This is a genomic window from Paraburkholderia sp. D15 (genome assembly GCF_029910215.1).
In the GTDB taxonomy this organism is placed as follows: Bacteria; Pseudomonadota; Gammaproteobacteria; order Burkholderiales; family Burkholderiaceae; genus Paraburkholderia.
The window spans coordinates 2,314,887-2,336,836 of the sequence record NZ_CP110396.1; the positions used below are offsets into that span (position 1 = coordinate 2,314,887).

Genomic DNA, 21,950 nt, shown 5'->3' on the forward strand with positions numbered 1-21,950 from the left:
ATCGGTTTGCTAACGTATATTGACATCAAGTCTTCACGCACAAACGAGAGACTCGCATTGAATGAAAAGCACGAATGGCCGTTTTCTTCGTGCATTCTATTAGTGCATATAAGATATATCACGAGGCGTCGAAGGCTAAGACTTCGATGCAGCAGCGACCGTCACGGACCGGACTTGCCGGGGTACAACGCAAGTCGCATGGGCCCGCTCCGTGGTAGTCCGGCCGCATGGCGTCCGCACGCGCGGGCGCGGTATCGGTACGCACTTGCCGCGACGCAAGTGCATGCGAATACGCCATGCCCATCGAAAAACTCCTTGTTCCGCTGCCGGCGGGCCTGAAAGTCTACGTTGAACGTCACGTATTCGATCCGGCCTTCGAGAGTGTCATTCTGATCAACGGCGCGCTCGCCACTACCGCTTCGTTCGGGCAGACAATCAAATATCTCGGCGAGCGTTATAACCCGATCTGTTTTGATTTGCCTTATGCCGGTCAATCGAAAATGCATAATAAATGCGACTTCGTCCTGACTAAAGACGATGAAGTCGACATTCTGATTTATCTAATACGCTTATTCGAACCGAGTTTTCTATTGTCCGTTTCATGGGGCGGGGTGGCGTCGCTGCTGGCGTTGTCGCGGGCGCGCACCAGCGTGAGGCGCGCGGTGATCGCATCGTTTTCGCCGTGCCTGAACGCACCGATGATCGATTACGTGAGCACCGCCCGCGACCATATCGCCGCCGGCGAAAACCTGAAGGCCGCGCAGTTGCTCAACGACACGGTGGGCAAGCATCTGCCGCGAATCATGAAGCTCTACAACTTCCGCTATCTGTCGACGCTGCCGCGCGAGGAGCAGGACCAGGTGGCGTTTCACGTCGAGCAGATCCTGGCGATCCGGCCGGAGCACTACCTGCATGAGTTCCGGCATATCGACTGCGGGCTGAAGTTCATCAACGGTGAACTCGACGAGTACACCACGCCGGTGGACGCGCGTTCGTTGTGCGCGCATCTGAAGAGCGCCGAGTTCGAGACGATCGCGCAGGCCGGGCACTTCCTCGATCTGGAGGGCAAGGCGGCATTGCGCCAGGTGCGCGCGGCGATTCTCGACTTCTTCGGGCCGCCGCCGGTGCAACGCGCACTCGACTGCTTCGAAACGCAGGCGGACGTAGCCACCCTGGCCAATGTGTCCAGCGTGGCATTGCAAACCACCGCCGATCACTCGTTCCAACAGGCCGAACTACCATGAATCTCGCTCAGAGCATTGCCATCGTCGTCCCGTGGATGGTGTGGGTCGCGTACTGGACTGCGACCTCGAACCGCGTCAAGACGACCGCGCGCCGGGAGGCGTCGATCTCGCGCACGTTGCAGTCGATTCCGTTGATCGTCGGCGGTGCGTTGATCGTATTGCCGGACTTCGACCGCGCCGCGTGGTCGTTCGATCCGCATTCGCCCGGCGTACCGCAACTCGCCGGTTTTGCGCTGCTGCTCGCCGGACTCGCGTTTTCCGTGTGGGCGAGGTTGCATCTCGGCGCCAACTGGAGCGTGTCGGTCACGCTAAAAGAGGATCACGAACTCGTGCGCAGCGGACCCTATGGCTGGGTGCGCCATCCTATCTATACAGGTTGTCTGCTGGCATTGGCCGGTGCGGTGCTGATCGGCATGCAATGGCGCGGCGCGGCCGGGCTGCTGCTGATCTTCGCGTCGCTTGCGTATAAGGTGCGGGTCGAGGAAAGCTGGCTGAGCGGCTATTTCGGCGGGGCGTACGCGCAGTATCGCCGTGACGTGGCCGCCTTGATTCCCGGTCTCTTTTGAGCCGCCCGTCATGACCCGAGTGATCATCACCGCGATCGGTTCGTCGGGCGACGTGCATCCGCTGCTCGGTATCGGCGCGGCGCTCGCGGCGCGTGGCCATGAGGTCGTGTTCTGCAGCCATGCGCCATTCGAGGCGGCGGCGCGTCGACAGGGTTTCGCGTTCGTGCCGATCGGCACCGCCGGCGAATACGCGGCTGCCATGGCGAACCCGGCGCTCTGGCATCCGCGTACGTCGTTCCGCACCTTGTGGGCGGTGATCGCGCCGACGTTGCAGCCGCATTTCCAGACGCTCGTCTCGATGATCGACGACGACACGATGATGGTCGGCACGTTATGGGCGTTTTCGGCGCGGCTGGTCCAGGAGTTGTACCGCGTACCGTTGGTGTCGGTGCAGGTGTCGCCGTCCACCTTGCTGTCCACGCATGCGCCGCCGACGCATCCGCGTCTGACTATTCCGCGCGGCTTGCCGCTTGGATTGAAGAGGGCGTTGCTGTACGTGATCGAGCGACAGGTACTCGACAAGGTATGCGGGCCGGCACTGAATACGTTGCGCGCGCAACTGCGGCTCGATCCGGTCACGCGCATTTTCGGGCAGTGGCTGCATTCGACCGACGGCGTGCTGTGCCTGTTTCCCGAATGGTTCGCGCAGCCGCAGCCGGACTGGCCAACGCCACATCGATCGAGCGGCTTTCCGCTATTCAACGAAACGGGCGATGCGCAATCCGATCCGCAACTGGACACGTTTCTCGCGACCGGCGAACGACCCGTGGTGTTCACGGCGGGATCGACGTTGATCGATCACGGGCGCTACGAAGAAGCGGTGCGTGGCGCGTTGCAGGAGAGCGGGCTGCGCGGCATTCTGCTTACGCCGCAAGCGCCCGCGTCGGCACCGGAGTCCGCCGATCCGCACGGACCGATGCCCACCGTGCTGCTCAAACGACGCTACGTACCCATGCGAACGCTGTTGCCGCGCTGCCGCGCGCTGGTGCATCACGGCGGCATCGGCACGGCTGCGCTCGCGTACGCCGCGGGCATCGCGCAGGTGGTCACGCCGTTCGCGCACGATCAGTTCGACAACGCGGCGCGAGTCGTGGCGAGTGGCTGCGGCGTACGGCTCGATGGACCCTTGCAGGCGCGCACGCTTGCGCGCGCATTGAAGCAGGTGCTCGGCGATCCCGCCATCGCGACGCAGTGCGGACGCGTGCAGGATCACATCGCCGCCGCGCCGGACGGTTGCGAGGCGGCTGCGCAATTCATCGAGGGTTTCATGCGACGTGGCGCACGCGTACCGTGGGGCCGCGCCGATGCGGCAGTGACGCGCACGGCGATGGTGGTAACGGGGCACGGCGCATGAGTACAAGCACGCCTTCGTCCAGCGACATGAGTTGGCCCGACGCCTCGGGCAACGGTCCCGATACGAAGGATCGTGCCCAGGCGAATGTCTCGGCCGCGCCACGACTGCACGGCATGCGGCTCGCGTTGCTGACTTTCGCGTTGTCGCTGGCCACCTTCATCGAAGTACTCGATTCGACCGTGACGAATGTTGCCGTGCCCGCGATTTCCGGTGGCCTCGGCGTCGCCAATAGCCAGGGTACATGGGTCATCAGTTCGTATTCGGTCGCCGCCGCGATCGCGGTGCCGTTGACCGGTTGGCTGTCGCGGCGGGTCGGCGAAAGACGGCTTTTTCTCACGGCCGTGATTCTTTTCACGCTCACGTCGCTGCTGTGCGGCGTGGCGGGCGACCTGCACGTGCTGGTGGTGTGCCGCGCGTTGCAGGGACTATTTTCCGGGCCGATGGTGCCGCTGTCGCAAACCATTCTGTTGCGCACGTTTCCTCCGGACAAGCGCGTCGTCGCGCTTGCGCTGTGGGCGATGACCGTGTTGCTCGCGCCGATCTTCGGGCCGGTGGTCGGCGGCTGGATGATCGACAGCTACTCGTGGCCGTGGATCTTTCTGATCAACCTGCCGATCGGCATCTTCTCGTTCGTCGTGTGTCTGACGTTGCTGCGGCCTGAAACACGGCCTGAACCACGACCCGAAACGCGACCGGACACGCTGTCCGATTCGCGCCGCCATGCCCGAACCGCTCCCATCGATCTGCCAGGTATCGTCCTGCTGATCGTCGGTGTCGGCTCGCTGCAGGCGGTGCTCGATCTCGGCCATGATCGCGGCTGGTTCGATTCGCCGCTGATCCTGACACTGTCGATCATCGCCGCGCTGGCGCTAGTGTCGCTGCTGATCTGGGAAGCGGGCGAGCAGCATCCGGTGATCGATTTGAGTCTGTTTCGCGATCGCACGTTTTCGTTTTGCGTGTTGATCATCTCGCTCGGCATGATGAGTTTCTCCGTGGTCGGCGTGATCTTTCCGCTGTGGCTTCAGGCGGTGATGGGCTACACCGCGTATCAGGCCGGACTCGCGACCGCACCGCTCGGCGTGCTCGCGCTGGTGTTCTCGATCCTCGTCGGTCTCTTCGCGGCGCGCTTCGACGCCCGCGTGCTTGTCACCTTCGGCTTTCTCGTGTTTGCAGGCGTGCTCTGGTGGGACGCGCATTTCACGCTGACCATGACCTTCACGCAGATCGTCACGCCGGGCCTGATCCAGGGTATCGGCCTGCCGTGCTTCTTCATTCCGTTGACGGCCGCGACCCTCTCGCGTGTCGCCGACGACAAACTCGCGGCCGCGTCCAGTCTGTCGAATTTCCTGCGCACGTTGTCGGCGGCATTCGGCACGGCGATGAGCGTGACGCTGTGGGACAACCGCGCGCTCTATCACTACGACGTGGTCGCGCAATCGGTCACGAAAGCGTCGGGCAATACGCAGCGCTTTGTGCAAAGTCTGCATGGCATGGGGATCGATGGCGCGCGCGAACTGGTCACCTTGCATCACGTGGTGCAGCAGCAGGCGTACATGATGGCGACCGGCGACATGTTCCAGATGGCGAGCGTCACCTGCCTCGTGCTCGCCGCGATGATGTGGCTCACCCGGCCGAAGCGCGGCGCGGCGATGAGTCTGGGTCACTAGGGAGATCACGATGACGACGCTAGGCGCACTGATCGTTCTGTTCCATCCGAGCGACGCGCAACTCGCGCGTGCCGTCGCTTTGCGTGATGCGTGCGATGCGGGCGATGCGTGCGATCACCTGCTGGTGGTCGACAACTCGCCGCAACCCGACGCGCGCGCGGCTGCGTTGCTGAAAGAGGCGGGCATCGCGGTGCTTCACCACGGCAACCGTCACGGCATCGCGGGCGCTTTCAATTGCGGATTGCAGGCGCTGTTCGAGCAGGGCGCCGATGCGGTCGCGCTGTTCGATCAGGACTCGGAGACGCCGGCCGATTACTTCCCGGTGATGCGCGCGCGGTGCTCGTCGATCGGCCGTCACGCGTATCTGCTGGGGCCGCGCATCTTCGACGAGAACGATCAGCGCTTCTTGCCGGAGCTGGCCACGAGCGGCCTCGCGGTCGAACGCCTGAACGTGTCTGCCGGGGTCGCGTTGCAGCGTTGCGCTTTCCTGATCTCGTCGGGCTGTGTGATTTCGCGCGAGGCATTTGCGGCACTGGGACGCTTCGACGAGTCGCTCTTCATCGATCACGTGGATACCGAATACTGTCTGCGTGCGCTGTGGCGCAATGTGCCCTTGTACGTGGTGCCGACGCTGGTGCTGTCGCATCGTATCGGCGCGCGGCGTCGCCACCGCTTCGGGCCGTTCGAATTAACGACGATGAATCATCCGGCGTTTCGCCGCTATTACAGTGCGCGCAACGCGATGCAACTGGCGCTGCAATATGGCCTGCGTTTGCCGGTCGCGGTCGTGCCGAATCTGCTGACGGTCTGGCAGATCGTGCAGATCGTGCTCGCCGAACGGAACAAGCGGATCAAACTCACGGCCATTGCGTTGGGCGTCTGGGACGGCCTGTTCGCGAACATGGGGTCGCTCGACGGAACGCATCCACGATTCGCGGCGAGGGCGGCGGGCGCGCGCGCCGTGGCAACACCGGCCGCAAGTGAAGCCGCATTACACCGGCCGCGTCATTCATGATGAAGCGCGATACGTTCATGTCGATCCGGCGGTCGCGCTGCCGTTACAGGCGATGCCTGGCGGCGACGCTGCTGGTTGCTGCGTCGCTTAGCGGTTGCGTCAGCGACGCGGGTCTGCACACGACGGTCCAACCGCTCAAGCCTTCGGTGGACGCGCTCGCCAAAACCGCCGGCCGTGGCGCGAATGGCGCGAACGGCGCGTGGCCCGCGCCCGATTGGGTCAAGCGCTACAACGATCCCCAACTCGACCGCCTCGCCCAGGAAGCCCTGGAGAACAACCCCGACCTGCAGATCGCCAGGGCGCGAGTCGGTTCCGCGCAGGCGCAGCTCGACCAGTTTGCGTCATTGACCGGCCTGACCGGCACGGCGGCGGCCACGGTCAGCAAGGCACGGCTCCCGCAGCCGAACAACGTCGCCAATGTGTCGGTGGCCGGCCAGCAAATTCCGGTGCAGCTATTCGACGATTCGACGGTATCGCCCGCCGCCGTCATCGCGGGCCTGAGTTACCAGCTCGACCTGTGGGGCAAGAATGCCGCGCTGACCCGCAGCCTGTTGTCCACGCGCGACGCGACGCGCGTTGACGCCGAGCAGGCCCGCCTCATGCTGACCGTCGCACTGGTCACGCTCTACTGCGAACTCGACCGTGCTTTCGCAATGCGTGACATCCTGCTGCAGAAGCAGCAAGCGGCGGAACACGTCGACGCGGTATTGCGCGAGCGCGGCGCACGCGGCATCGACAACGCTTACGACGCGGCGGACGCTGCGCTCAAGCGCAGTCGTCTCGCGTCGCAACAGGCGCTCAATGACGAGCGCTTGCAGTTGACCGAATTGCAGATCGGCGTGCTGACCGGGCGTGGACCGGAGCGCGGTTTATCGCTGCAACGTCCGCGTCTCGCCGCCGCGACTGCCAATCCACCGTTGCCTGCGCAACTACCGGTCGATCTGCTGGGCCGCCGCCCCGACATCGTGGCGGCGCGCCTGCGCGCCGAAGCGGCGCTCGCGAACACCGACGCAACGCGCGCGCAGTTCTATCCTGATGTGAATCTGGTCGCCTTCGCCGGACTCACCGCGCTGACGCCGGCCGCGTTGTTCTCGCGCGCCGCGCTGACCGGCTCCATCGGCCCGGCGATTTCGCTGCCGATCTTCGATCGCAGCCGCTTGCGCGCGCAACTGGGCGGCGACTATGCGAACGTCGATGCCGCCGTGGGTCTTTACAACAAGACCCTCGACGAAGCGCTCGGCGATGTCGCGCGCCAGCTCACGTCGCTGCGCACGGTCGATACGCTGGCAGCCGAACAGTCGCGCGCGGTCGATGCGGCGACGAAGATCGTCGCAATTGCCGAGGAACGGCATCGACGCGGCATCGGCATGCAGAAGGACGTCACGCTGGCCGACCTGTCGCTGCTCGACGAACGCGCGCAGCAGATCGATCTGCAGGGCCGCCGCCGTTTGCTGCAAGTGGCGTTGGTCGGCGCACTGGGCGGCGGCTTCGACGAACGCCAGATGGCGGGCCCGGCGGTCGCGCATTCACAGGCGGCATTCTTCTCTCACGCACGCGTAATGGACACGCACTTCGAATGAACTTCGACTGAACGCCAACCGAACGCACAACGCCGATGAATAACGCCAATGCACAACGCTAATGCACAACGATAAACAGGCCCAGCACGCCGCCGGCTGGATACAGGAACAACAGGAACAGCCCGACACGGCCGGCGAGACGAACGACGCGCTCACGCGCAAACGCGCGACGCGGCGTCGCCGTTTCGCGCTCTTTCTCGGCGTGGTGGCGCTCGCGGGCGCGGCATGGGCGACGTACTGGGGATTGAGAGCGCGCTTCTACGAAGAGACCGACGACGCCTACGTGGCCGGCAACATCGTGCAGATCGCCGCGCAAATCCCGGGCACGGTCACCGACATTCTGGTCGACAACACGCGTCAGGTGCGCGCCGGTCAGCCGCTCGTCAAGCTCGACGATACGGAAGCCGCCGCCGCGTTCGCGCAGGCTCGCGCGCAACTCACGCTGGCCGTGCGCCAGGTGGCCAACGCGACGATCTCGCGCAAGCTGTACGTGCAATCCATCGACGCGCGCCGCGCCGAACTTGCGCTCGCGCAGCGCGCGTTGGCGGCGCGCGATCATGCGTCGGTCGAGGTCGTGTCGCCGGAAGAACTGGCGCGCGCGAGGGAAGCGGTGGCGGTCGCGCAGGCGAACCTCGCGTCCGCGCAGGTTCAGCTCGACGCGGCGCGCGCGCTCGGCGGCAAGTTTCCGGTCGAAGCGAGTCCGACGGTATTGCAGGCCGCCGCGCAGGTGCGGCTCGCGTATCGCAATCTGCAGCGCACGACCGTGGTGTCGCCGGTGGACGGCACCGTCGGTCAGCGCTCGGTGCAGATCGGGCAGCAGGTCGGTCCGGGTCTCGCGCTGATGTCGATCGTGCCGCTTGAACGTCTGTGGGTGGAGGCCAACTTCAAGGAAGGACAGATTCGCGGCATGCGGGTCGGGCAACCGGTGCGGATCGTGTCGGACGTGTATGGGTCGCAGGTCGTGTATCGCGGCCATGTGGAAGGTTTTTCGGCGGGCACCGGCAGCGCGTTTTCGATGCTGCCGCCGCAGAACGCGGCGGGCAACTGGATCAAGGTCGTGCAGCGCGTGCCGATCGTGATTTCGCTCGACGCGGCTGACTTGGCCGCGCATCCGCTACGGCTTGGGTTGTCGATGCAGGTTTCGGTGGATACGCGCCAACGTGGCGGTCATCTGATCGGCAACGACACGCCGGCGGTCGCGCAGACGACACGCGTGCACGACAACGTGTCGCGCGATGCCAACGCGTTGATCGCGCGGATCATCCGGGACAATAGCAACGACGGCGCCCACGGCGGCGAGCGCGCTAACTCGCAACATGCCGCGACGGACTAAGGTTGCACGCCAAAGAGATAGTCTTCGACGCCCGCGTTCTCGACATGCTCATGCTCGCCGCGTCGATCAAGCGGCGTGTTCAGTAACGCTTTAGCTCTCTGGTAAGCGCCGGCAAACCCTCGCAACGTCTGCGTCACCGGCCGGTCGTCCAATCGGCGCCGCAGCAGCGCATCCGCAATACGCCGCTCGATCAACCCAAGCTGACTGTCGATAAAGTCGATGCATCCTTGCCTGCAACGCTCGGATGCACCCGCTACCGCCAGCAGCGCAGGCACAAGCGAGATCGTCAGAAAACCGCCAGCGGGAATGCGGGCCAACGCGGCGGGCGATTCGAACAGCTCCCTGCGCAGCGATTCGAACACGGCGCGACCCCAGACGGCTTTCTCGCGCTCGAGTTGATGACGGCGTCGCGCCAACGCATCGCGCGCGTTCGCATCTTCCACGCGACCCTCGGCCACCAGCAGCGGCGCGTCATCGCGCACGCCGGGTTGAATGCACTCGGCGCCGAGAAAATGCGCGCTCTGATTGCGTCCCGCCAGCACCAGATGTTGCAGCGAGTCCGGCAGCAGCGGATCGAGCGGGACAACTTCGCACGTGACCGGCTTGCGGTCGAAGTGAATACCGCAACGCCCGTCGTCTTCGAGTGCGGGGCAGCGCGCGAGAGACGAATAGTCGTAGCCCTGCACGACGATGCTGAAGGTATCCCCGGCACGATGCAGCGTGGCATCCGCGATCGAGTCGACACTCGCGGCGTGTGCGTCGTCGAGGACTTGTTCGTGCAGGCCGGCGCGCAGCCGTTCACCCGCGCGCCGGCGCGGCACGCGGCCGATAGCGAGACAGCCGACGAACAGGTCGCGATGCCGGAACAACTCCGGCAAGGTCATCGCAGGCGCACTATTGCAGCATTTGCCGCAAGCGGAACACGCGAACGAATACGACTGCGAGTGCGAAAGCGGAATCGAAGACGCGTTCACCACGGCCGGCGCACCGAGTCCTGATAGAACGTCAGGATGAAATGCGCGACGTCGTTCGAGTGATACGCGGCCACGAGTTGCGAGACCCACGGCTGCGCACGGTCGGCGTCACGCACCGTCAGCACGTTCGCGTACGGCGAGCGCGCGTCTTCGATGCCGAGACCGTCGCGCGCCGGATAGAGTCCCGCGCGCGCGGCATCGTCGCTGTCGATCACCGCGAACGCCACGCTGTTCAACGTATCGAACAGCTTCGCGCGCGGCGCGCGGCGAATCTTCAGCTTCAGACGATTGCTGGTGATGTCGCCGAGTTTCGCATGCAGACCCGCGCTGTCCTTGAACGTCAGCAGCGTGAAGTTCTGCAGCAGGATCAGTGCGCGCGACGTGCCTTCGGCGTCGTCGGGAATCGCGATCGTCGCACCGCGTTGCAACTGCGCGAGATTCGTCAGCTTGCGCGAATACAGTGCGATCGGAAACGTCACCGTGGTCGCGACGCTCGTCAGCGGATAGCCGTGCTGGTTGCGTTGCGCGTCGAGGCTCGGGCCGTCTTCGAAACTCGCTGCGTCGATCTGCTTCGCGGCCAGCGCTGAGTCGATGTTCTCGGGCCGGTCGAAGACCACGACGTCGAGCGTGAGTCCCTGGCTCGCGGCGACACGGCGCACTTCCTCCATGATCTGCGCGTGCGCGCCGGGAATCACGCCGACCTTGACGACGGTGGGCGCTGACACTTGAGCCGGCTCCGATGCCCGCGCGTACTGAAATGGCAGCGCGGTCGCAATTGAAAGCGCGAACGCAAACGGCAGCGCAAGCGCCGACATCGCGCCGGGCCGCCGCCCGGTGGAAAAAGACAAACGCTTCATGACGCGTCCCTCGCCACCGTGCGAAAGCCGATATGCGAGGCCGGCAAATCCGCTTCCTGCTGTTCCCGCGACGCCGCGCGATACCGCACGCAATAGTCGCGCGAGCACAGGAACGAGCCGCCCTTGATGACCATCGGCGTGTCGTGTTTGCGGCCGGCCGGCGCGACCGCCGCCGTGTCGCCATTGGTGTGCGATTGATGCGGACCGGTGTAGACGTCCCGGGTCCATTCCCATGCATTGCCGATCATGTCGTAGAGCTTGAAATCGTTCGCGGCATAGCAACCCACCGGCGCGAGACCGGTGTGGCCATCTTCGTTGGTGTTCAGCACGGGGAATACGCCTTGCCAGTAATTCGCGCTTGGTTTGCCGTGTTCGTCACGCGGCGCGGTGTCGAGATCCGCACCCTCGCGACCGGCCTTGCCCGCGAATTCCCACTCGGCTTCCGTCGGCAGATCGCGGCCGAGCCAGCGCGCGTAGGCGAGGGCATCGGCCTGCGTGACGAGCGTCACCGGTTGATTCATGCGGCCGTCGAGTGTGCTGCCGGGTCCGTCCGGATGATTCCACGCGGCGCCCTTCACCCACGTCCACCACGCGAGGTCGCGCGCATTCATCTCGTCGCGGGTCGGCGTGTGGAACACGACCGCGCCGCCCTGGCGCTCCGAATCGCTGACATAGCCGGTCGCCTTCACGAAGGCCGCGAACTGTGCGTTCGTCACGTCGGTCTGATCGATCCAGAAACCGTCGACATGCGTCCTGCCGTCGCCGGCCGGGCGCTCGTCTTCGTAGCCGAGCTTGCTGCCGAACACGAACTCGCCGCCGCGCAGATGCACCATGCCGGCGCGCGGATCGTCGCGCCAGCGCGCCGGCAAACCGCCGTAGCGCTCGCACTGCGTTTCGCTGCCGAGCGCGAGAAGCGGACGGGAACGGTTGAGCGCGTCGAACGCACCGGCCCGGCCGCCGCCGAACGCCGCCGAAGCGGCTGTAGCAGTGGCGGCGGTGACGGAGGCAACGGCAGGCGCGACGCTATAGGCGGCGACGAAAGCGGCCGCCGCGATCGCGGCATACGCGCCATACAGCGCGGCGCCGCGTTTGAACCTGAAGCGAACGGTCATGGCGCGCTCAGTAGTAACCGCGCGGCCGCAATGGCTCGACGCCGCCGACGCTGCTCATATAGCTGTTCCACTGCTGAATGAGCGTATCGACCACGGACTGGTTCTGCGTCGCGACGTCCTGCGTTTCGCCGCGGTCGGCGGTCATGTCGAACAGTTGCCAGTGACCGTCGACGGGACCGAGCGGCGGCTCCGTCCACAGCGCTTTCCAGCGGCCGTCGGCGCTGCGCAGATAGCCGCGTCCGTACGCTTCGTCGCCGAACGACGCGCTATGCACCGCCGCCGTGGTCTGATCGTTGAGCAGCGGCAGCAGCGATTGCCCGGTGATGGGATACACGTAGCGATTGTTGTAGATCACCTTGCCTTTGTTCTGATCGACGCCGGTCAGCGTATTGATCAGGGGCGGCGCGGCTTGCGTCGGCGGCGTGATCTGCGCGACCGCCAGGAAGGTGGCGGTGTTGTCGGTCACGTGCGTGAACGAACGCAGCGTCGTCTTCTGCGTGGTCTGGCCGGGCAGGTGCACGATCAGCGGCGTGGACACGCCGCCTTCGCCGGAATAGCCCTTGGTCAGACGGAACGGTGTGGCGCTGACTTCGGCCCAGCGCAAGCCGTACTGCAGACGTTGTGCATTCTGCTGACCGTTGTCGGTGCCGAGTTGCGAATAGACCGGATCGATGGAGTTGGCGGTATCGGTGGCGGTCGGGTCCGCGCCGGAATCGATCGGCCAGCCTTCCGCGCCGTTGTCCGACTGGAACATGATGAAGGTGTTGTCGTACTCGCCGATGTCCTTCAGATGCTGGATCAGCAGGCCGATGTTGTGATCGAGGTTCTCGACCATGCCCGCGTAGATTTCCATGTAGCGCGCCTGCGCCTTCTTCTCGGCCGGCGACAGACTCGCCCACGTCTTGTTGACCGTGCCGGGACCGTAGTCGGTATAACCCTGCGCCGCGCTATGCACCGCGCTCACGTACTTCGCGCTGGGCGTGCCGTTGTTCGGCGTGGCCGGGCTCGCGACCAGCGTCTCCGATGCGCCGCCGTACGGCACGAAGTCGTTCGGAATGATGCCGAGCGCTTTTTGCCGCGCGATGCGTGCGTTGCGGATCACGTCGTAACCCGCGTCGTATTTGCCGACGTAGTTGTGCAGATAAGGATCGGGTACCTGCAATGGCCAATGCGGCGAGGTAAAGGCCGCGTACGCGAAGAACGGCTTGCCGTCGCCTTTGTTCGAATCGATGTACGAGATCAGGCGCTGCGTGTAGAAGTCGGTCGAGTAGAACACCGCGGGGCTGCCGCCCGCGCCGCCCGGTTGACCCGGCTGGCCGGGCTGCACGTACTTGCCGTCTTCGGTGTAGTTCTGCGAGTTCGCGAGTTCGTGCGCGAAGTGATTGGTCGCGGCGCCGCCTAGCAACGCATAGCTATGTTCGAAACCCCATTGGTCCGGTGTCTGTCCGCCGCCGGTCGCGCTGCCGACGATCCCCGAGCCGATGTGCCACTTGCCGGCCATGTACGTGTGATAGCCGCCGTCCTTCAGCAATTGCGCGACCGACAACGCGCGGTCGTTCAGATAGCCTTCGTAGCCGGGCAGGCCCTTGCGTTCGTCGGTCGGCACGCCCATCGTGCCCTCGCCGACCAGATGGTGGTCGGTGCCCGAGATCAGCATCGAGCGCGTGATCGCGCAGACGGTGCCGGTGTGATGATTGGTGAGGATGCGGCCCGATTGCACCAGCGCGTCGAGATTCGGCGTGTTGATTTCGCCGCCGAACGCGTGGATGTCGGAGTAGCCGAGATCGTCGGCCATGATGTACAGAATGTTCGGACGCTTCTGCGCGACGGGTGGGGTCGCGCTGCCAGGCAGACTGCCGTCGCCGCACGAGGCGAGCGTGACGAGGCTGGCGATGGCCGCGCCGATAAGACCAAGGCGAAAACTCGAGTGTTGCGATCGTTGTGTTGTCATTGTTCTGGTTGACCGGATATGTCGGGTCGCCGATGGTAACAATGACGTAAGGATGGCCAAAGATCGATTTCTGCGTTGCTATGTTCGATTGCGGATATAGGTGCTTTAGCGAAATATTGGTTATTGGGGGCGGGGTGTTGTCGTGTGCGACGACTTTCATTAGTTGCCGGGATCGAGCACGGGCCGGTCCGGATCGGCGAGCGTTTTATACGGCAATTGCGTCGCTTTCGGATTAGGCGTCGTGTTGTCGATCACGCGCTCGACGTCGGCGGTCTTGCCGAGTTCGTTGAGAAAGGTCTGCTTGTCGAAGCCGGGCGCGACGCAGCCTTCCACATAGATGAAGCGGCGTTGTAGCGTGAGCCATAACGTCGACTGTTCGCGCCAGTGGGTCGCGTAGTTGATGTTGGTCAGACGCCGCTGCACGGCCTCGGCAATTTCCGTGTCGTACAGATAGCCGTTCGGCAGACGGCAACGGCCCTCCACCCAGCAACTGTTGCCGCGCTCGATCCGGTAGTGGCTGTCGTCGAGCCATTCCTGTTCGGTTTCGAGCGGACCCAGCGGTGCAGGGCAACCGTCGATCGCTTTGGATATCTGGAAGAACGGATCGTGGCCGCGATTCGCGCGCGCCGGGTCGGCGTAGGTGTGAGTACTCGCCGTGAAGATCAGAAGAAAAGCCAGTCGCAACGATGCACTACGTTTCATGGGCAAACGCTCCTGGGGCAGGTTGCTTGGAGTGTGGAACACCCCTTGCGGAGTCTGGATTATCGCGCAGCAGCCGAAGCTCTTGCGAGACCCCACCAATACCTGGAGTTGATGATGGCCGACCCACTTATGATTCAACCGTTGCGCTTCGACCCTTCCTTCGAGCAAATCCCCGACGACGAGGCGGAGACGACCCGCGAACTGGTCGAGACGTTACGCAGCATCATCGAAACCACGTACAAGGACTATGGACACGCGGTGCGAAGCGTCCACGCAAAGAGTCACGGTCTGCTGCAAGGCGAACTGGAAGTGTTGGCGAATCTGCCACCCGTTTATGCTCAAGGCGCGTTCGCGCGTGCCGGAAAATACCCGGTCGTGATGCGCTTTTCGACCAACCCCGGCGATATTCTCGACGACGGCGTGTCCACGCCGCGCGGTCTGGCGCTGAAGATGATCGGTGTGGATGGCGAGCGTTTGCCGGGAAGCGAAGACGCGGTGACCCAGGACTTCGTGATGCAGAACGCGCCCGCATTCGGCGCGCCGACGCCGAAAAAATTTCTCGGCATGCTGAAGATGCTGGCAAAGACGACCGATAAAGCGCCGGGGATGAAGAAGGCGCTGTCCGCTGTGTTGCGCGGCGCGGAATCCGCGGTGGAAGCGTTGGGCGGGGAAAGTCCGACGCTGCGCAATCTGGGCGGACATCCGAAGACCCATGTACTCGGCGAGACGTACTACACGATGGTGCCGTTTCTGTATGGGCCTTACTACGCGAAGCTGAGTGTGGTGCCGGTGTCGGCGAGCTTGACGGCGTTGACCGATGCGCCCGTGGACCTGGACGGCAAACCGAACGGCCTGCGCGACGCCGTCAACGCGTTTTTCGTCGATAACACCGCGCAGTGGGAGGTGCGTGTGCAACTCGCCACCGATCTCGACAGGATGCCGATCGAGGACGCATCCGTTAAATGGCCGGAGGACGAAAGCCCGTACGTGACGGTCGCACGGTTGACCGTTCTGCCACAGCCGGCATGGACCGATGCACGCGCCGCAGTGGTCGACGATCGTCTGGCTTTCAGCCCGTGGCAGGGTTTGAGCGCGCATCGGCCGTTGGGCGGCGTGATGCGTTCGCGTAAGCCGGCGTATGAAATGTCGTCGGCCTTTCGCGGGCAGCACAACGGTTGTCCGATGCATGAGCCGCGTTCGGCCGAACCGCTGCCGGATTGACGAATCCCAGGCCGGCGCGCGGAGCCTTTTCCGCGCGAGTGTTCAACCGCGAGCATTCAACGCTTCGTGCGCCGGTTCTCCACCGCGAACTTGATCAGTTCCGCCTGCCCTTCGATATCGAGCTTGCGCTTCAGATTCAGCCGATGCGTTTCCACCGTGCGCACCGACAGATCGTTACGCTGCGCGATCTGCTTGCTCGAGAGTCCTTCGGCGAGCGCGTCGAGAATATCGCGCTCGCGCGGCGTGAGCCGTTCGACCGGCGCTTGATTCGCCGAAGCCTGAATCAGGCGCGCGCCGAGCCCCGCGCTGAAGAACTGCTTGCCGTCGAGCACCGCGCCGATCGCCTGAATGATCTCCGTGGCGGGCGAATCCTTCAGCACGTAGCCGCTCGCACCGGCCCGCACCGCCTGGGTCACGTATTCGAGGTTGTCGTGCATCGACAGCATCAGCACGCGGATACCCGGGAACTGCTCGTGAAACAGACCGGCGAGCGCAATGCCGTTCATCCCGTTCATGCCGACGTCCATCAGCACGAGGTGAGGGGTCGCGTGCGCAGCGAGTGCGAGCGCTTCTTGCGCATTACCCGCTTCGCCGACGATTTCGAAATGGCCGCTGGCTTCGAGCCGCGCGCGCAGGCCGTCGCGCACCAACGGGTGATCGTCGACAAGCAGTAGACGGGCGAGGGCAGGCGCGAGGGCAGACGATGTGTCGGTCATGATGAAATTAATGTACCTGCAGGGGGGCCACATCGGCCACGCGCGTGCCGAGCGGCACGCGCGCGCTCACGAGCGTATGGCCAGGCTGCGAGCTGAGCGACAGGTTGCCGCCGAGCGCTTCGAGCCGCTCGCGCATGTTGCGCAGACCGACGCCCGCGCGCCGGCCGACGAATGCATCGGTCACGTCGAAGCCGCGCCCGTTATCGGTGATCGTCAGCGTGACGGCGTCGTGCGAGATTTCCAGCGTGAGCGCGGCGCTGGTGGCCTGCGCGTGCCGCACGATGTTGGTCAACGCCTCCTGCGCGATCCGGAACAGCACGGTGTTCACCACGTCGGGCAGCACGGCGGCGTGCGTATGCGCGATCTGCGTGAAGCCGATCTCGATCGACGACTGCTCGCCAAGCTCGCGCCTGAGTTGTTCCAGCGCGGCGGCCACGCCGAGATCGTCGAGCATCGACGGACGCAGCGCGTGCGAAATGCGCCGCACCTCGCGCAAGGTGTCGCCGAGCCGCGTGAGACTCGTGGCGAGCGCGGCCTCGGCGGCGGGCACGCGCACGTCGCTGCGCTCGAAGCGCGCGAGCGCCGATTCGAGCAGCAGCTTCACGGACACCATCATCTGGCTGATGCCGTCGTGCAGTTCGCGCGACAGACGCGCGCGTTCGTTTTCCTGCGACTCGACCACCTGCTGCGCGAGCCGCTTCAGCTTCGCGTCGGCGCTGCGGTATTCGGTGACGTTCAGCACCAGCGCGCACAGCGCGATCACGGCGATGCCGGCCACCGCGATCGCGTCGATCCATTTCATCGTGCGATCGATATTGGCCGCCGCGCGTGCATCGAGGTCGGCGAGCGCCGCGTCGACATCGTCGAGATAGATGCCGGTGCCGATCATCCAGCCCCAGCGTTCGAGCGGCACCACGTAGCCGAGCTTCGACGCGAGCTTGCCGGTGGACGGCTTGTGCCACACGTAGCGCACGTAGCCGCCGCCGCGCGCGGAGGCCGCGAGCAACTGCTGGATGGTGAGAATGCCCTGCGGATCGCGCAGTTCCCACAGGTCGCGCCCGACGAGATCGGGTTCGCGCGGATGCATCAGCGAGCGGCCGTGCGTGTCGTACACGAAGAAGTAGCCGTCCTTGCCGTAGTCCATTTTCTGCAGCACGTCGAGCGCGCGGGTACGCAGCATCGAGTCGTCGCGGGCGTTCTCCTGGCCGGCGTCATACAGCGGCGCGATGGCCGTCGACGCGAGTTCGACGTAATGCTTCAGTTCGAGCTGCTTGCTGGCCATGTAGGCCGCCTGGGTGGTCGCGTGCTGCGCCTCGGCGAGCGCGATCGCTTCTTCGCGCACACCGATTTCAATGCTCGCCATGGCCCCCAGGAAGGGCACGATCGCCAGCAGGACAATCTTCGCTTTGAGTTTCATGGCAGGAGGGAGCGGCGGCGGCTACGTAGTATTACGTAGCCGCCGTACGTAGTTGCGCGCTTGTGAGGACGCTTACGAAGGCGAATACTACATCCCCGCGACGTGGTTTGCCTCGCGTGCCGCCGTGCGCGGCGTCACTATTAGACTTAGGAGAAGTGTGTGGAGACCTCCCCATCCGCCGGCCGTTCATGGCTCTGGCTCATTCTGCTGATCCCGTACATCGCGCTGTTGTGGCTGCCGTTCTATAACGACACGCGTCCCTCGTTCGCGGGCTTTCCGTTCTTCTACTGGTATCAGTTTCTGTGGGTGCCGTTGACCTCGCTGCTGATTTACGTCGTGTACCGAGGTGTCAAATGAGCGACCTGAATCCCGTCAATCCGGTTGCGATGACCGTCTTCATCGCCTTCTTCGTGCTCGTCACCGTGATCGGGTTTTTCGCCGCGCGCTGGAAGCGTGGCGATCTGACCCAGTTGCACGAGTGGGGTCTCGGCGGCCGTCAGTTCGGCACCGTCATTTCGTGGTTCCTCGTGGGCGGCGACTTCTACACCGCGTACACGGTGATCGCGGTGCCCGCGCTGGTCTATTCGGTCGGTGCATATGGGTTCTTCGCGCTGCCGTACACGATCATCGTCTATCCGTTCGTGTTCGCGGTCATGCCGAAGCTGTGGAAAGTCGCGCATGCGAAAAACCACATCACGGCAGCGGACTACGTGCAGGGCGAATACGGCGGCAAGTGGTTTCCGGCCGCCATCGCGCTGACCGGCATTGTCGCGACCATGCCGTATATCGCGCTGCAGCTCGTGGGCATGCAGGTCGTGATCAAGGGGCTGGGCGTGAGCGGCGAAATGCCGTTGATCGTCGCGTTCGTGATCCTCGCGCTGTACACGTATGCGAGCGGTTTGCGGGCCCCGGCCATGATCGCGTTCGTCAAGGACATCATGATCTATATCGTCGTGATCGCGGCGGTGTGGCTGATTCCGGCGAAACTCGGCGGCTATGCGCACGTGTTCGACGCGGCCGATACGTATTTCAAGGCCAAGGGCGGTGCGACCGGCATCATCCTGAAGCCCACGCAGTTCACCGCGTATGCGTCGCTCGCGCTGGGCTCGGCGCTGGCCGCATTCATGTATCCGCATACGATGACGGCCGTGCTGTCGTCCGCGTCGGCGAAAACGGTGCGCAAGAACGCGATTTTCCTGCCGGCGTACACGCTGTTGCTCGGCCTGATCGCGCTGCTGGGTTATATGGCGATTGCCGCGGGCGTGCATGTGAAGTCGGCGTCTGACATGGTGCCGGCGTTGTTCAACACGCTGTTCCCGTCGTGGTTCGTCGGCTTCGCGGCAGCGGCGATTGCGATCAGCGCGCTGGTGCCGGCCGCGATCATGTCGATCGGCGCGGCCAATCTGTTCACGCGTAATCTGTGGCGTCCGCTGGTGTCGCCGAACATTTCGCCGGCGGGTGAGGCGTCGACCGCGAAGATCGTCTCGCTGGTCGTGAAGTTCGGCGCGCTGCTGTTCATCGTGTTCCTGCCGACGCAGTACGCGATCGACCTGCAACTGCTCGGCGGCGTGTGGATTCTGCAGATTTTCCCGGCCATCGTGTTCTCGCTGTACACGCGCCGCCTGAATACGCCGGGTCTGTTCCTCGGCTGGCTGGTGGGCATCGTGATCGGCACGAGTCTCGCGATCATTCAAGGTCTGAAGCCGGTGTACGCGCTGCATCTCGGCGATGCGGTCTATCCGCTGTATATCGGCCTGATCGCGCTGGCGGCGAATATCGTCGTGAGCTTTGTCGTGTCGGTGGTGTCGCCGCGCAGGGTGGCGGCTGCGGCTTGATAGACGGCCTTAGTCGATCGGTCGAATTGCGGAATCGCTGAAACAAAGAACGCCGCGATGCTTTCGGGCATCGCGGCGTTTTGCTTTTTGCCCACGGCGCGGGGCGACTGCCGACGTTGCAGGCCGAGCTGCATGCGAACGCTTTCGAGCCGACGCTAGAACCGCTCCACGCTGAACGGACGCGGATCGACCAGCGTCTCTTCTCCCGTCATCATCTCGGCAATCAACCGACCCGTGACCGGCCCGAGCGTGAGGCCATGATGCGCGTGGCCGAACGCGAACCACAAACCGCGATGACGCCGCGCGGGCCCGATGATCGGCATCATGTCCGGCGTGCAGGGGCGGCGCCCCATCCACGGTTCCGCGTCCAGCGGCTCGCCAAGCGGAAACAGCGTGCGCGCGACCGGTTCCACCATCGCGAGTTGCACGGGCGTCTTGGGCGCATCCGGGAAGGCGATCTCCGCGCCGGTGGTCAGACGGATGCCGCGCGCCATCGGCGCCAGCAGGTAGCCGCCTTCGGCGTCCAGCACCGGATGATTCAGGCGCGCCTCGGCCTGCGCCGCATAGTGCATGTGATACCCGCGTTTGACCGCGAGCGGCAGCCGGTAGCCGAGCCGTTCGCTCAAGCGATCGGACCACGGCCCCAACGCGACGACCGCCGATGCCGCCGCGATCGTGCCTTCCTGCGTCTGCACTTCCCAACCTTCGCGCAGCGTCTGCGCATCGCCGGTGAAAAAGCGGCCGCCCAGCGCTTCGAAATGCTTTGCGTAGGCGGTGACGAGCGCGTTCGGGTCGCTCACGGAATCGGATTGCGGATAGTGGACCGCGCCGTGCAGCGTGCGGTCGAGATCGGGTTCGGCCTGTTGCAGGCGGGTGGCGTCGAGCGCGTCGAACTGGATGCCGTACTCGTCGTGCCAGCGTTGCGCGGTCCGCACTTCTTCGTCGTGCACGGCCGGGGTGCGGAACACCTTCATCCAGCCGATCGGGCGCAACAGATCGCGCGCACCCGCGGCGGCGGCAAGCGCGTGATGTTCGCTCACGCAATGTTCGATCAGCGTCGCGTACGACCTGGCGATCTGCGCGTGACGGGCCGGGTCCGAGTTGCGCCAGTACTGGAACAGGAACGGCGCGACCTTGAAAATCGCGTCGGCGTGATAGCGCACGTCGGGCGACCGGTTCAGCGCATAGCGCAGCAGCGCGCCGACACCGCGCGGAAACGCGTACGGATAGACCCCTTCGCGTTGAATCAGCCCGGCGTTGCCGAACGACGTTTCGTTGCCCGGCGGCTTGCGGTCGATCAGCGCGACCTGGCGGCCGCGCTGTTGCAGATGCACGGCGGTGCACACGCCGACAATGCCCGCGCCGAGTACGACGGTATCGAATTCGAGTTTGCTCATTGGCCTCGTCCAATGTTGCTGTTTTCAAGTATCTCGACCACCCAGTCGACGAACGCCCGGGTCGCGCCGCTCGCGTTTCTGCCGTCCGGATATACGACCGAGACGGGCACCGGCGCGCTTCTCGCGTCGGCCAGCACTTCCTTCAACCGTCCCGATTGCAGATACGGCAACGCGACGAATTCGGATAACTGGATCAGCCCCAATCCTTCGAGACCGCATTGCAGATAGGCCTCGGTTTCGTTCACCGCGAAACGGCCCGGCAGACTCAGCGTGAACGGCTCGCCATGCACGCGAAAGCGCCAGTCGACCGGCCGGCCCGTGGCGTTCGACAGGTAATTGACCACGCGATGATGGATCAATACGTCGACGCTTGCCGGTTCGCCGTATTCGCGCAGATAGCGCGGCGATGCGCAGGTGATCCAGTTCAACTGGCCGACACGCCGGCCGGTCAGCGTCGAGTCCGCGAGTTCGCCGGTGCGAATCACGCAATCGATGCCGTCGTAGATCAGGTCCGCGGGACGGTCGCTCAAACCGAGCACGAGGTCGATGCCGGGAAAACGCTGCTCGAATTCGCGGAGCCTCGGCACCACCAGCGCGCGCCCGAGTACGCCGGGCATGTCGGCCCGCACGCGCCCGCGTGGCGCCGCCGGGTCGCTCGACAGCTCGCTTTCCGCGCGCGCGATGTCCGCGAGAATCGCACGGCACGACGCGTAGTAACGCTCGCCCGCATCGGTCAGGCTCAGCGTGCGGGTGCTGCGGCGAAGCAAGGCGGCGCCGAGTTCCCGTTCGAGTTGCTTGAGGAGCGTGGTCACCGACGAGCGCGGTAGCGCAAGCGTCTCGGCCGCCTTGCTGAAACTCTGCGCTTCGACGATGCGCACGAACGTGGTCATCGCTTGGAGTTTGTCCATGAGGAGGCGGGTAGCTGTGCGGTTCGTCGGGCGGTGGAGCGGGGTTCATCTTACAGGCTTATGGGGGCGCATTGCGTTCGATCGGCGCGGTGCGTTGTAGC

General features: G+C 64.6%; 19 protein-coding genes. 10 read left to right on the forward strand and 9 right to left on the reverse strand.

Annotated features, from left to right (window positions below; translation table 11 throughout):
• Positions 1 to 296: 296 nt before the first annotated feature.
• The 7 genes from LFL96_RS30110 (at position 297) to LFL96_RS30140 (ending at position 8,759) form a co-directional block, all read left to right on the forward strand.
• Positions 297 to 1,244: an alpha/beta hydrolase gene (locus LFL96_RS30110; RefSeq protein WP_281001543.1), complete on the forward strand. Its 948-nt coding sequence runs from the start codon at positions 297 to 299 to the stop codon at positions 1,242 to 1,244.
• Positions 1,241 to 1,810, forward strand: a complete 570-nt coding sequence (locus LFL96_RS30115; protein ID WP_281001544.1) for an isoprenylcysteine carboxylmethyltransferase family protein — start codon at positions 1,241 to 1,243, stop codon at positions 1,808 to 1,810. Before LFL96_RS30110 ends, LFL96_RS30115 begins: the two co-directional genes overlap by 4 nt.
• A 10-nt stretch (positions 1,811 to 1,820) precedes the next feature.
• On the forward strand, positions 1,821 to 3,164 hold the full coding sequence (locus LFL96_RS30120) for a nucleotide disphospho-sugar-binding domain-containing protein (RefSeq protein ID WP_281001545.1): 1,344 nt from the start codon (positions 1,821 to 1,823) through the stop codon (positions 3,162 to 3,164).
• 113 nt (positions 3,165 to 3,277) lie between these two features.
• Complete coding sequence (locus LFL96_RS30125; RefSeq protein WP_281003898.1) at positions 3,278 to 4,831, forward strand: DHA2 family efflux MFS transporter permease subunit; 1,554 nt, start codon at positions 3,278 to 3,280, stop codon at positions 4,829 to 4,831.
• A gap of 10 nt (positions 4,832 to 4,841) precedes the next feature.
• Positions 4,842 to 5,846, forward strand: a complete 1,005-nt coding sequence (locus tag LFL96_RS30130) for a glycosyltransferase family 2 protein (protein ID WP_281001546.1) — start codon at positions 4,842 to 4,844, stop codon at positions 5,844 to 5,846.
• 17 nt (positions 5,847 to 5,863) lie between these two features.
• A complete protein-coding gene (locus LFL96_RS30135) occupies positions 5,864 to 7,426 on the forward strand; it encodes an efflux transporter outer membrane subunit (RefSeq protein ID WP_281003899.1) in 1,563 nt (520 codons plus the stop codon).
• A 61-nt stretch (positions 7,427 to 7,487) separates the two neighbouring features.
• Positions 7,488 to 8,759, forward strand: coding sequence for an HlyD family efflux transporter periplasmic adaptor subunit (locus LFL96_RS30140; protein WP_281001547.1), 1,272 nt, complete (start codon positions 7,488 to 7,490; stop codon positions 8,757 to 8,759).
• Here the strand turns inward: LFL96_RS30140 and LFL96_RS30145 are convergent.
• The 5 genes from LFL96_RS30145 to LFL96_RS30165 all read right to left on the reverse strand — a co-directional run bounded on the left by LFL96_RS30145 (position 8,756) and on the right by LFL96_RS30165 (position 14,355).
• Positions 8,756 to 9,643, reverse strand: coding sequence for a hypothetical protein (locus LFL96_RS30145; protein ID WP_281001548.1), 888 nt, complete (start codon positions 9,641 to 9,643; stop codon positions 8,756 to 8,758). The two genes, LFL96_RS30140 and LFL96_RS30145, sit on opposite strands and share 4 nt — an antisense overlap.
• Positions 9,644 to 9,729: 86 nt before the next feature.
• A complete protein-coding gene (locus tag LFL96_RS30150) occupies positions 9,730 to 10,548 on the reverse strand; it encodes a MetQ/NlpA family lipoprotein (protein ID WP_281003900.1) in 819 nt (272 codons plus the stop codon).
• A 38-nt stretch (positions 10,549 to 10,586) separates the two neighbouring features.
• Positions 10,587 to 11,702 (reverse strand): formylglycine-generating enzyme family protein, encoded by a 1,116-nt coding sequence (locus tag LFL96_RS30155; protein ID WP_281001549.1) that lies wholly within the window; start codon positions 11,700 to 11,702, stop codon positions 10,587 to 10,589.
• A gap of 7 nt (positions 11,703 to 11,709) precedes the next feature.
• Complete coding sequence (locus LFL96_RS30160) at positions 11,710 to 13,653, reverse strand: arylsulfatase (RefSeq protein WP_281001550.1); 1,944 nt, start codon at positions 13,651 to 13,653, stop codon at positions 11,710 to 11,712.
• 159 nt (positions 13,654 to 13,812) lie between these two features.
• Complete coding sequence (locus tag LFL96_RS30165; protein WP_281001551.1) at positions 13,813 to 14,355, reverse strand: hypothetical protein; 543 nt, start codon at positions 14,353 to 14,355, stop codon at positions 13,813 to 13,815.
• A gap of 114 nt (positions 14,356 to 14,469) precedes the next feature.
• On the opposite strand from LFL96_RS30165, the gene LFL96_RS30170 reads away from it, so the two are divergent.
• Entirely contained in the window at positions 14,470 to 15,576 is a 1,107-nt protein-coding gene (locus tag LFL96_RS30170; RefSeq protein WP_348638430.1) for a catalase family protein, read from the forward strand.
• 56 nt (positions 15,577 to 15,632) lie between these two features.
• Here LFL96_RS30170 and LFL96_RS30175 read toward each other — a convergent pair whose 3' ends face one another.
• Together LFL96_RS30175 and LFL96_RS30180 are read right to left on the reverse strand one after the other, a co-directional pair.
• On the reverse strand, positions 15,633 to 16,292 hold the full coding sequence (locus LFL96_RS30175; protein ID WP_281001553.1) for a response regulator transcription factor: 660 nt from the start codon (positions 16,290 to 16,292) through the stop codon (positions 15,633 to 15,635).
• Between the two features lie 7 nt (positions 16,293 to 16,299).
• Positions 16,300 to 17,709, reverse strand: coding sequence for a cache domain-containing protein (locus tag LFL96_RS30180; protein WP_281001554.1), 1,410 nt, complete (start codon positions 17,707 to 17,709; stop codon positions 16,300 to 16,302).
• Between the two features lie 159 nt (positions 17,710 to 17,868).
• On the opposite strand from LFL96_RS30180, the gene LFL96_RS30185 reads away from it, so the two are divergent.
• On the forward strand, positions 17,869 to 18,066 hold the full coding sequence (locus tag LFL96_RS30185) for a DUF3311 domain-containing protein (protein WP_074286653.1): 198 nt from the start codon (positions 17,869 to 17,871) through the stop codon (positions 18,064 to 18,066).
• Positions 18,063 to 19,544, forward strand: a complete 1,482-nt coding sequence (locus LFL96_RS30190) for a sodium:solute symporter (RefSeq protein WP_281001555.1) — start codon at positions 18,063 to 18,065, stop codon at positions 19,542 to 19,544. Before LFL96_RS30185 ends, LFL96_RS30190 begins: the two co-directional genes overlap by 4 nt.
• A gap of 155 nt (positions 19,545 to 19,699) precedes the next feature.
• On the opposite strand, the gene LFL96_RS30195 is transcribed toward LFL96_RS30190, so the two are convergent.
• Positions 19,700 to 20,941 (reverse strand): FAD-binding oxidoreductase, encoded by a 1,242-nt coding sequence (locus LFL96_RS30195; protein WP_281001556.1) that lies wholly within the window; start codon positions 20,939 to 20,941, stop codon positions 19,700 to 19,702.
• Entirely contained in the window at positions 20,938 to 21,849 is a 912-nt protein-coding gene (locus tag LFL96_RS30200; RefSeq protein ID WP_281001557.1) for a LysR family transcriptional regulator, read from the reverse strand. The genes LFL96_RS30195 and LFL96_RS30200 overlap by 4 nt, the downstream gene beginning before the upstream one ends.
• Positions 21,850 to 21,950 lie beyond the last annotated feature (101 nt).

Bases quoted from the DNA above. Each gene is read 5' to 3' on its own strand.
- LFL96_RS30110 (WP_281001543.1), top strand. From the start codon at position 297: ATGCCCATCGAAAAACTCCTTGTTCCGCTGCCGGCGGGCCTGAAAGTC.
- LFL96_RS30175 (WP_281001553.1), bottom strand. From the start codon at position 16,292: ATGACCGACACATCGTCTGCCCTCGCGCCTGCCCTCGCCCGTCTACTG.
- LFL96_RS30115 (WP_281001544.1), top strand. From the start codon at position 1,241: ATGAATCTCGCTCAGAGCATTGCCATCGTCGTCCCGTGGATGGTGTGG.
- LFL96_RS30170 (WP_348638430.1), top strand. From the start codon at position 14,470: ATGGCCGACCCACTTATGATTCAACCGTTGCGCTTCGACCCTTCCTTC.
- LFL96_RS30190 (WP_281001555.1), top strand. From the start codon at position 18,063: ATGAGCGACCTGAATCCCGTCAATCCGGTTGCGATGACCGTCTTCATC.
- LFL96_RS30165 (WP_281001551.1), bottom strand. From the start codon at position 14,355: ATGAAACGTAGTGCATCGTTGCGACTGGCTTTTCTTCTGATCTTCACG.
- LFL96_RS30120 (WP_281001545.1), top strand. From the start codon at position 1,821: ATGACCCGAGTGATCATCACCGCGATCGGTTCGTCGGGCGACGTGCAT.
- LFL96_RS30150 (WP_281003900.1), bottom strand. From the start codon at position 10,548: ATGTCGGCGCTTGCGCTGCCGTTTGCGTTCGCGCTTTCAATTGCGACC.
- LFL96_RS30180 (WP_281001554.1), bottom strand. From the start codon at position 17,709: ATGAAACTCAAAGCGAAGATTGTCCTGCTGGCGATCGTGCCCTTCCTG.
- LFL96_RS30130 (WP_281001546.1), top strand. From the start codon at position 4,842: ATGACGACGCTAGGCGCACTGATCGTTCTGTTCCATCCGAGCGACGCG.
- LFL96_RS30135 (WP_281003899.1), top strand. From the start codon at position 5,864: ATGTCGATCCGGCGGTCGCGCTGCCGTTACAGGCGATGCCTGGCGGCG.
- LFL96_RS30140 (WP_281001547.1), top strand. From the start codon at position 7,488: ATGCACAACGATAAACAGGCCCAGCACGCCGCCGGCTGGATACAGGAA.
- LFL96_RS30125 (WP_281003898.1), top strand. From the start codon at position 3,278: ATGCGGCTCGCGTTGCTGACTTTCGCGTTGTCGCTGGCCACCTTCATC.
- LFL96_RS30200 (WP_281001557.1), bottom strand. From the start codon at position 21,849: ATGGACAAACTCCAAGCGATGACCACGTTCGTGCGCATCGTCGAAGCG.
- LFL96_RS30155 (WP_281001549.1), bottom strand. From the start codon at position 11,702: ATGACCGTTCGCTTCAGGTTCAAACGCGGCGCCGCGCTGTATGGCGCG.
- LFL96_RS30160 (WP_281001550.1), bottom strand. From the start codon at position 13,653: ATGACAACACAACGATCGCAACACTCGAGTTTTCGCCTTGGTCTTATC.
- LFL96_RS30195 (WP_281001556.1), bottom strand. From the start codon at position 20,941: ATGAGCAAACTCGAATTCGATACCGTCGTACTCGGCGCGGGCATTGTC.
- LFL96_RS30145 (WP_281001548.1), bottom strand. From the start codon at position 9,643: ATGACCTTGCCGGAGTTGTTCCGGCATCGCGACCTGTTCGTCGGCTGT.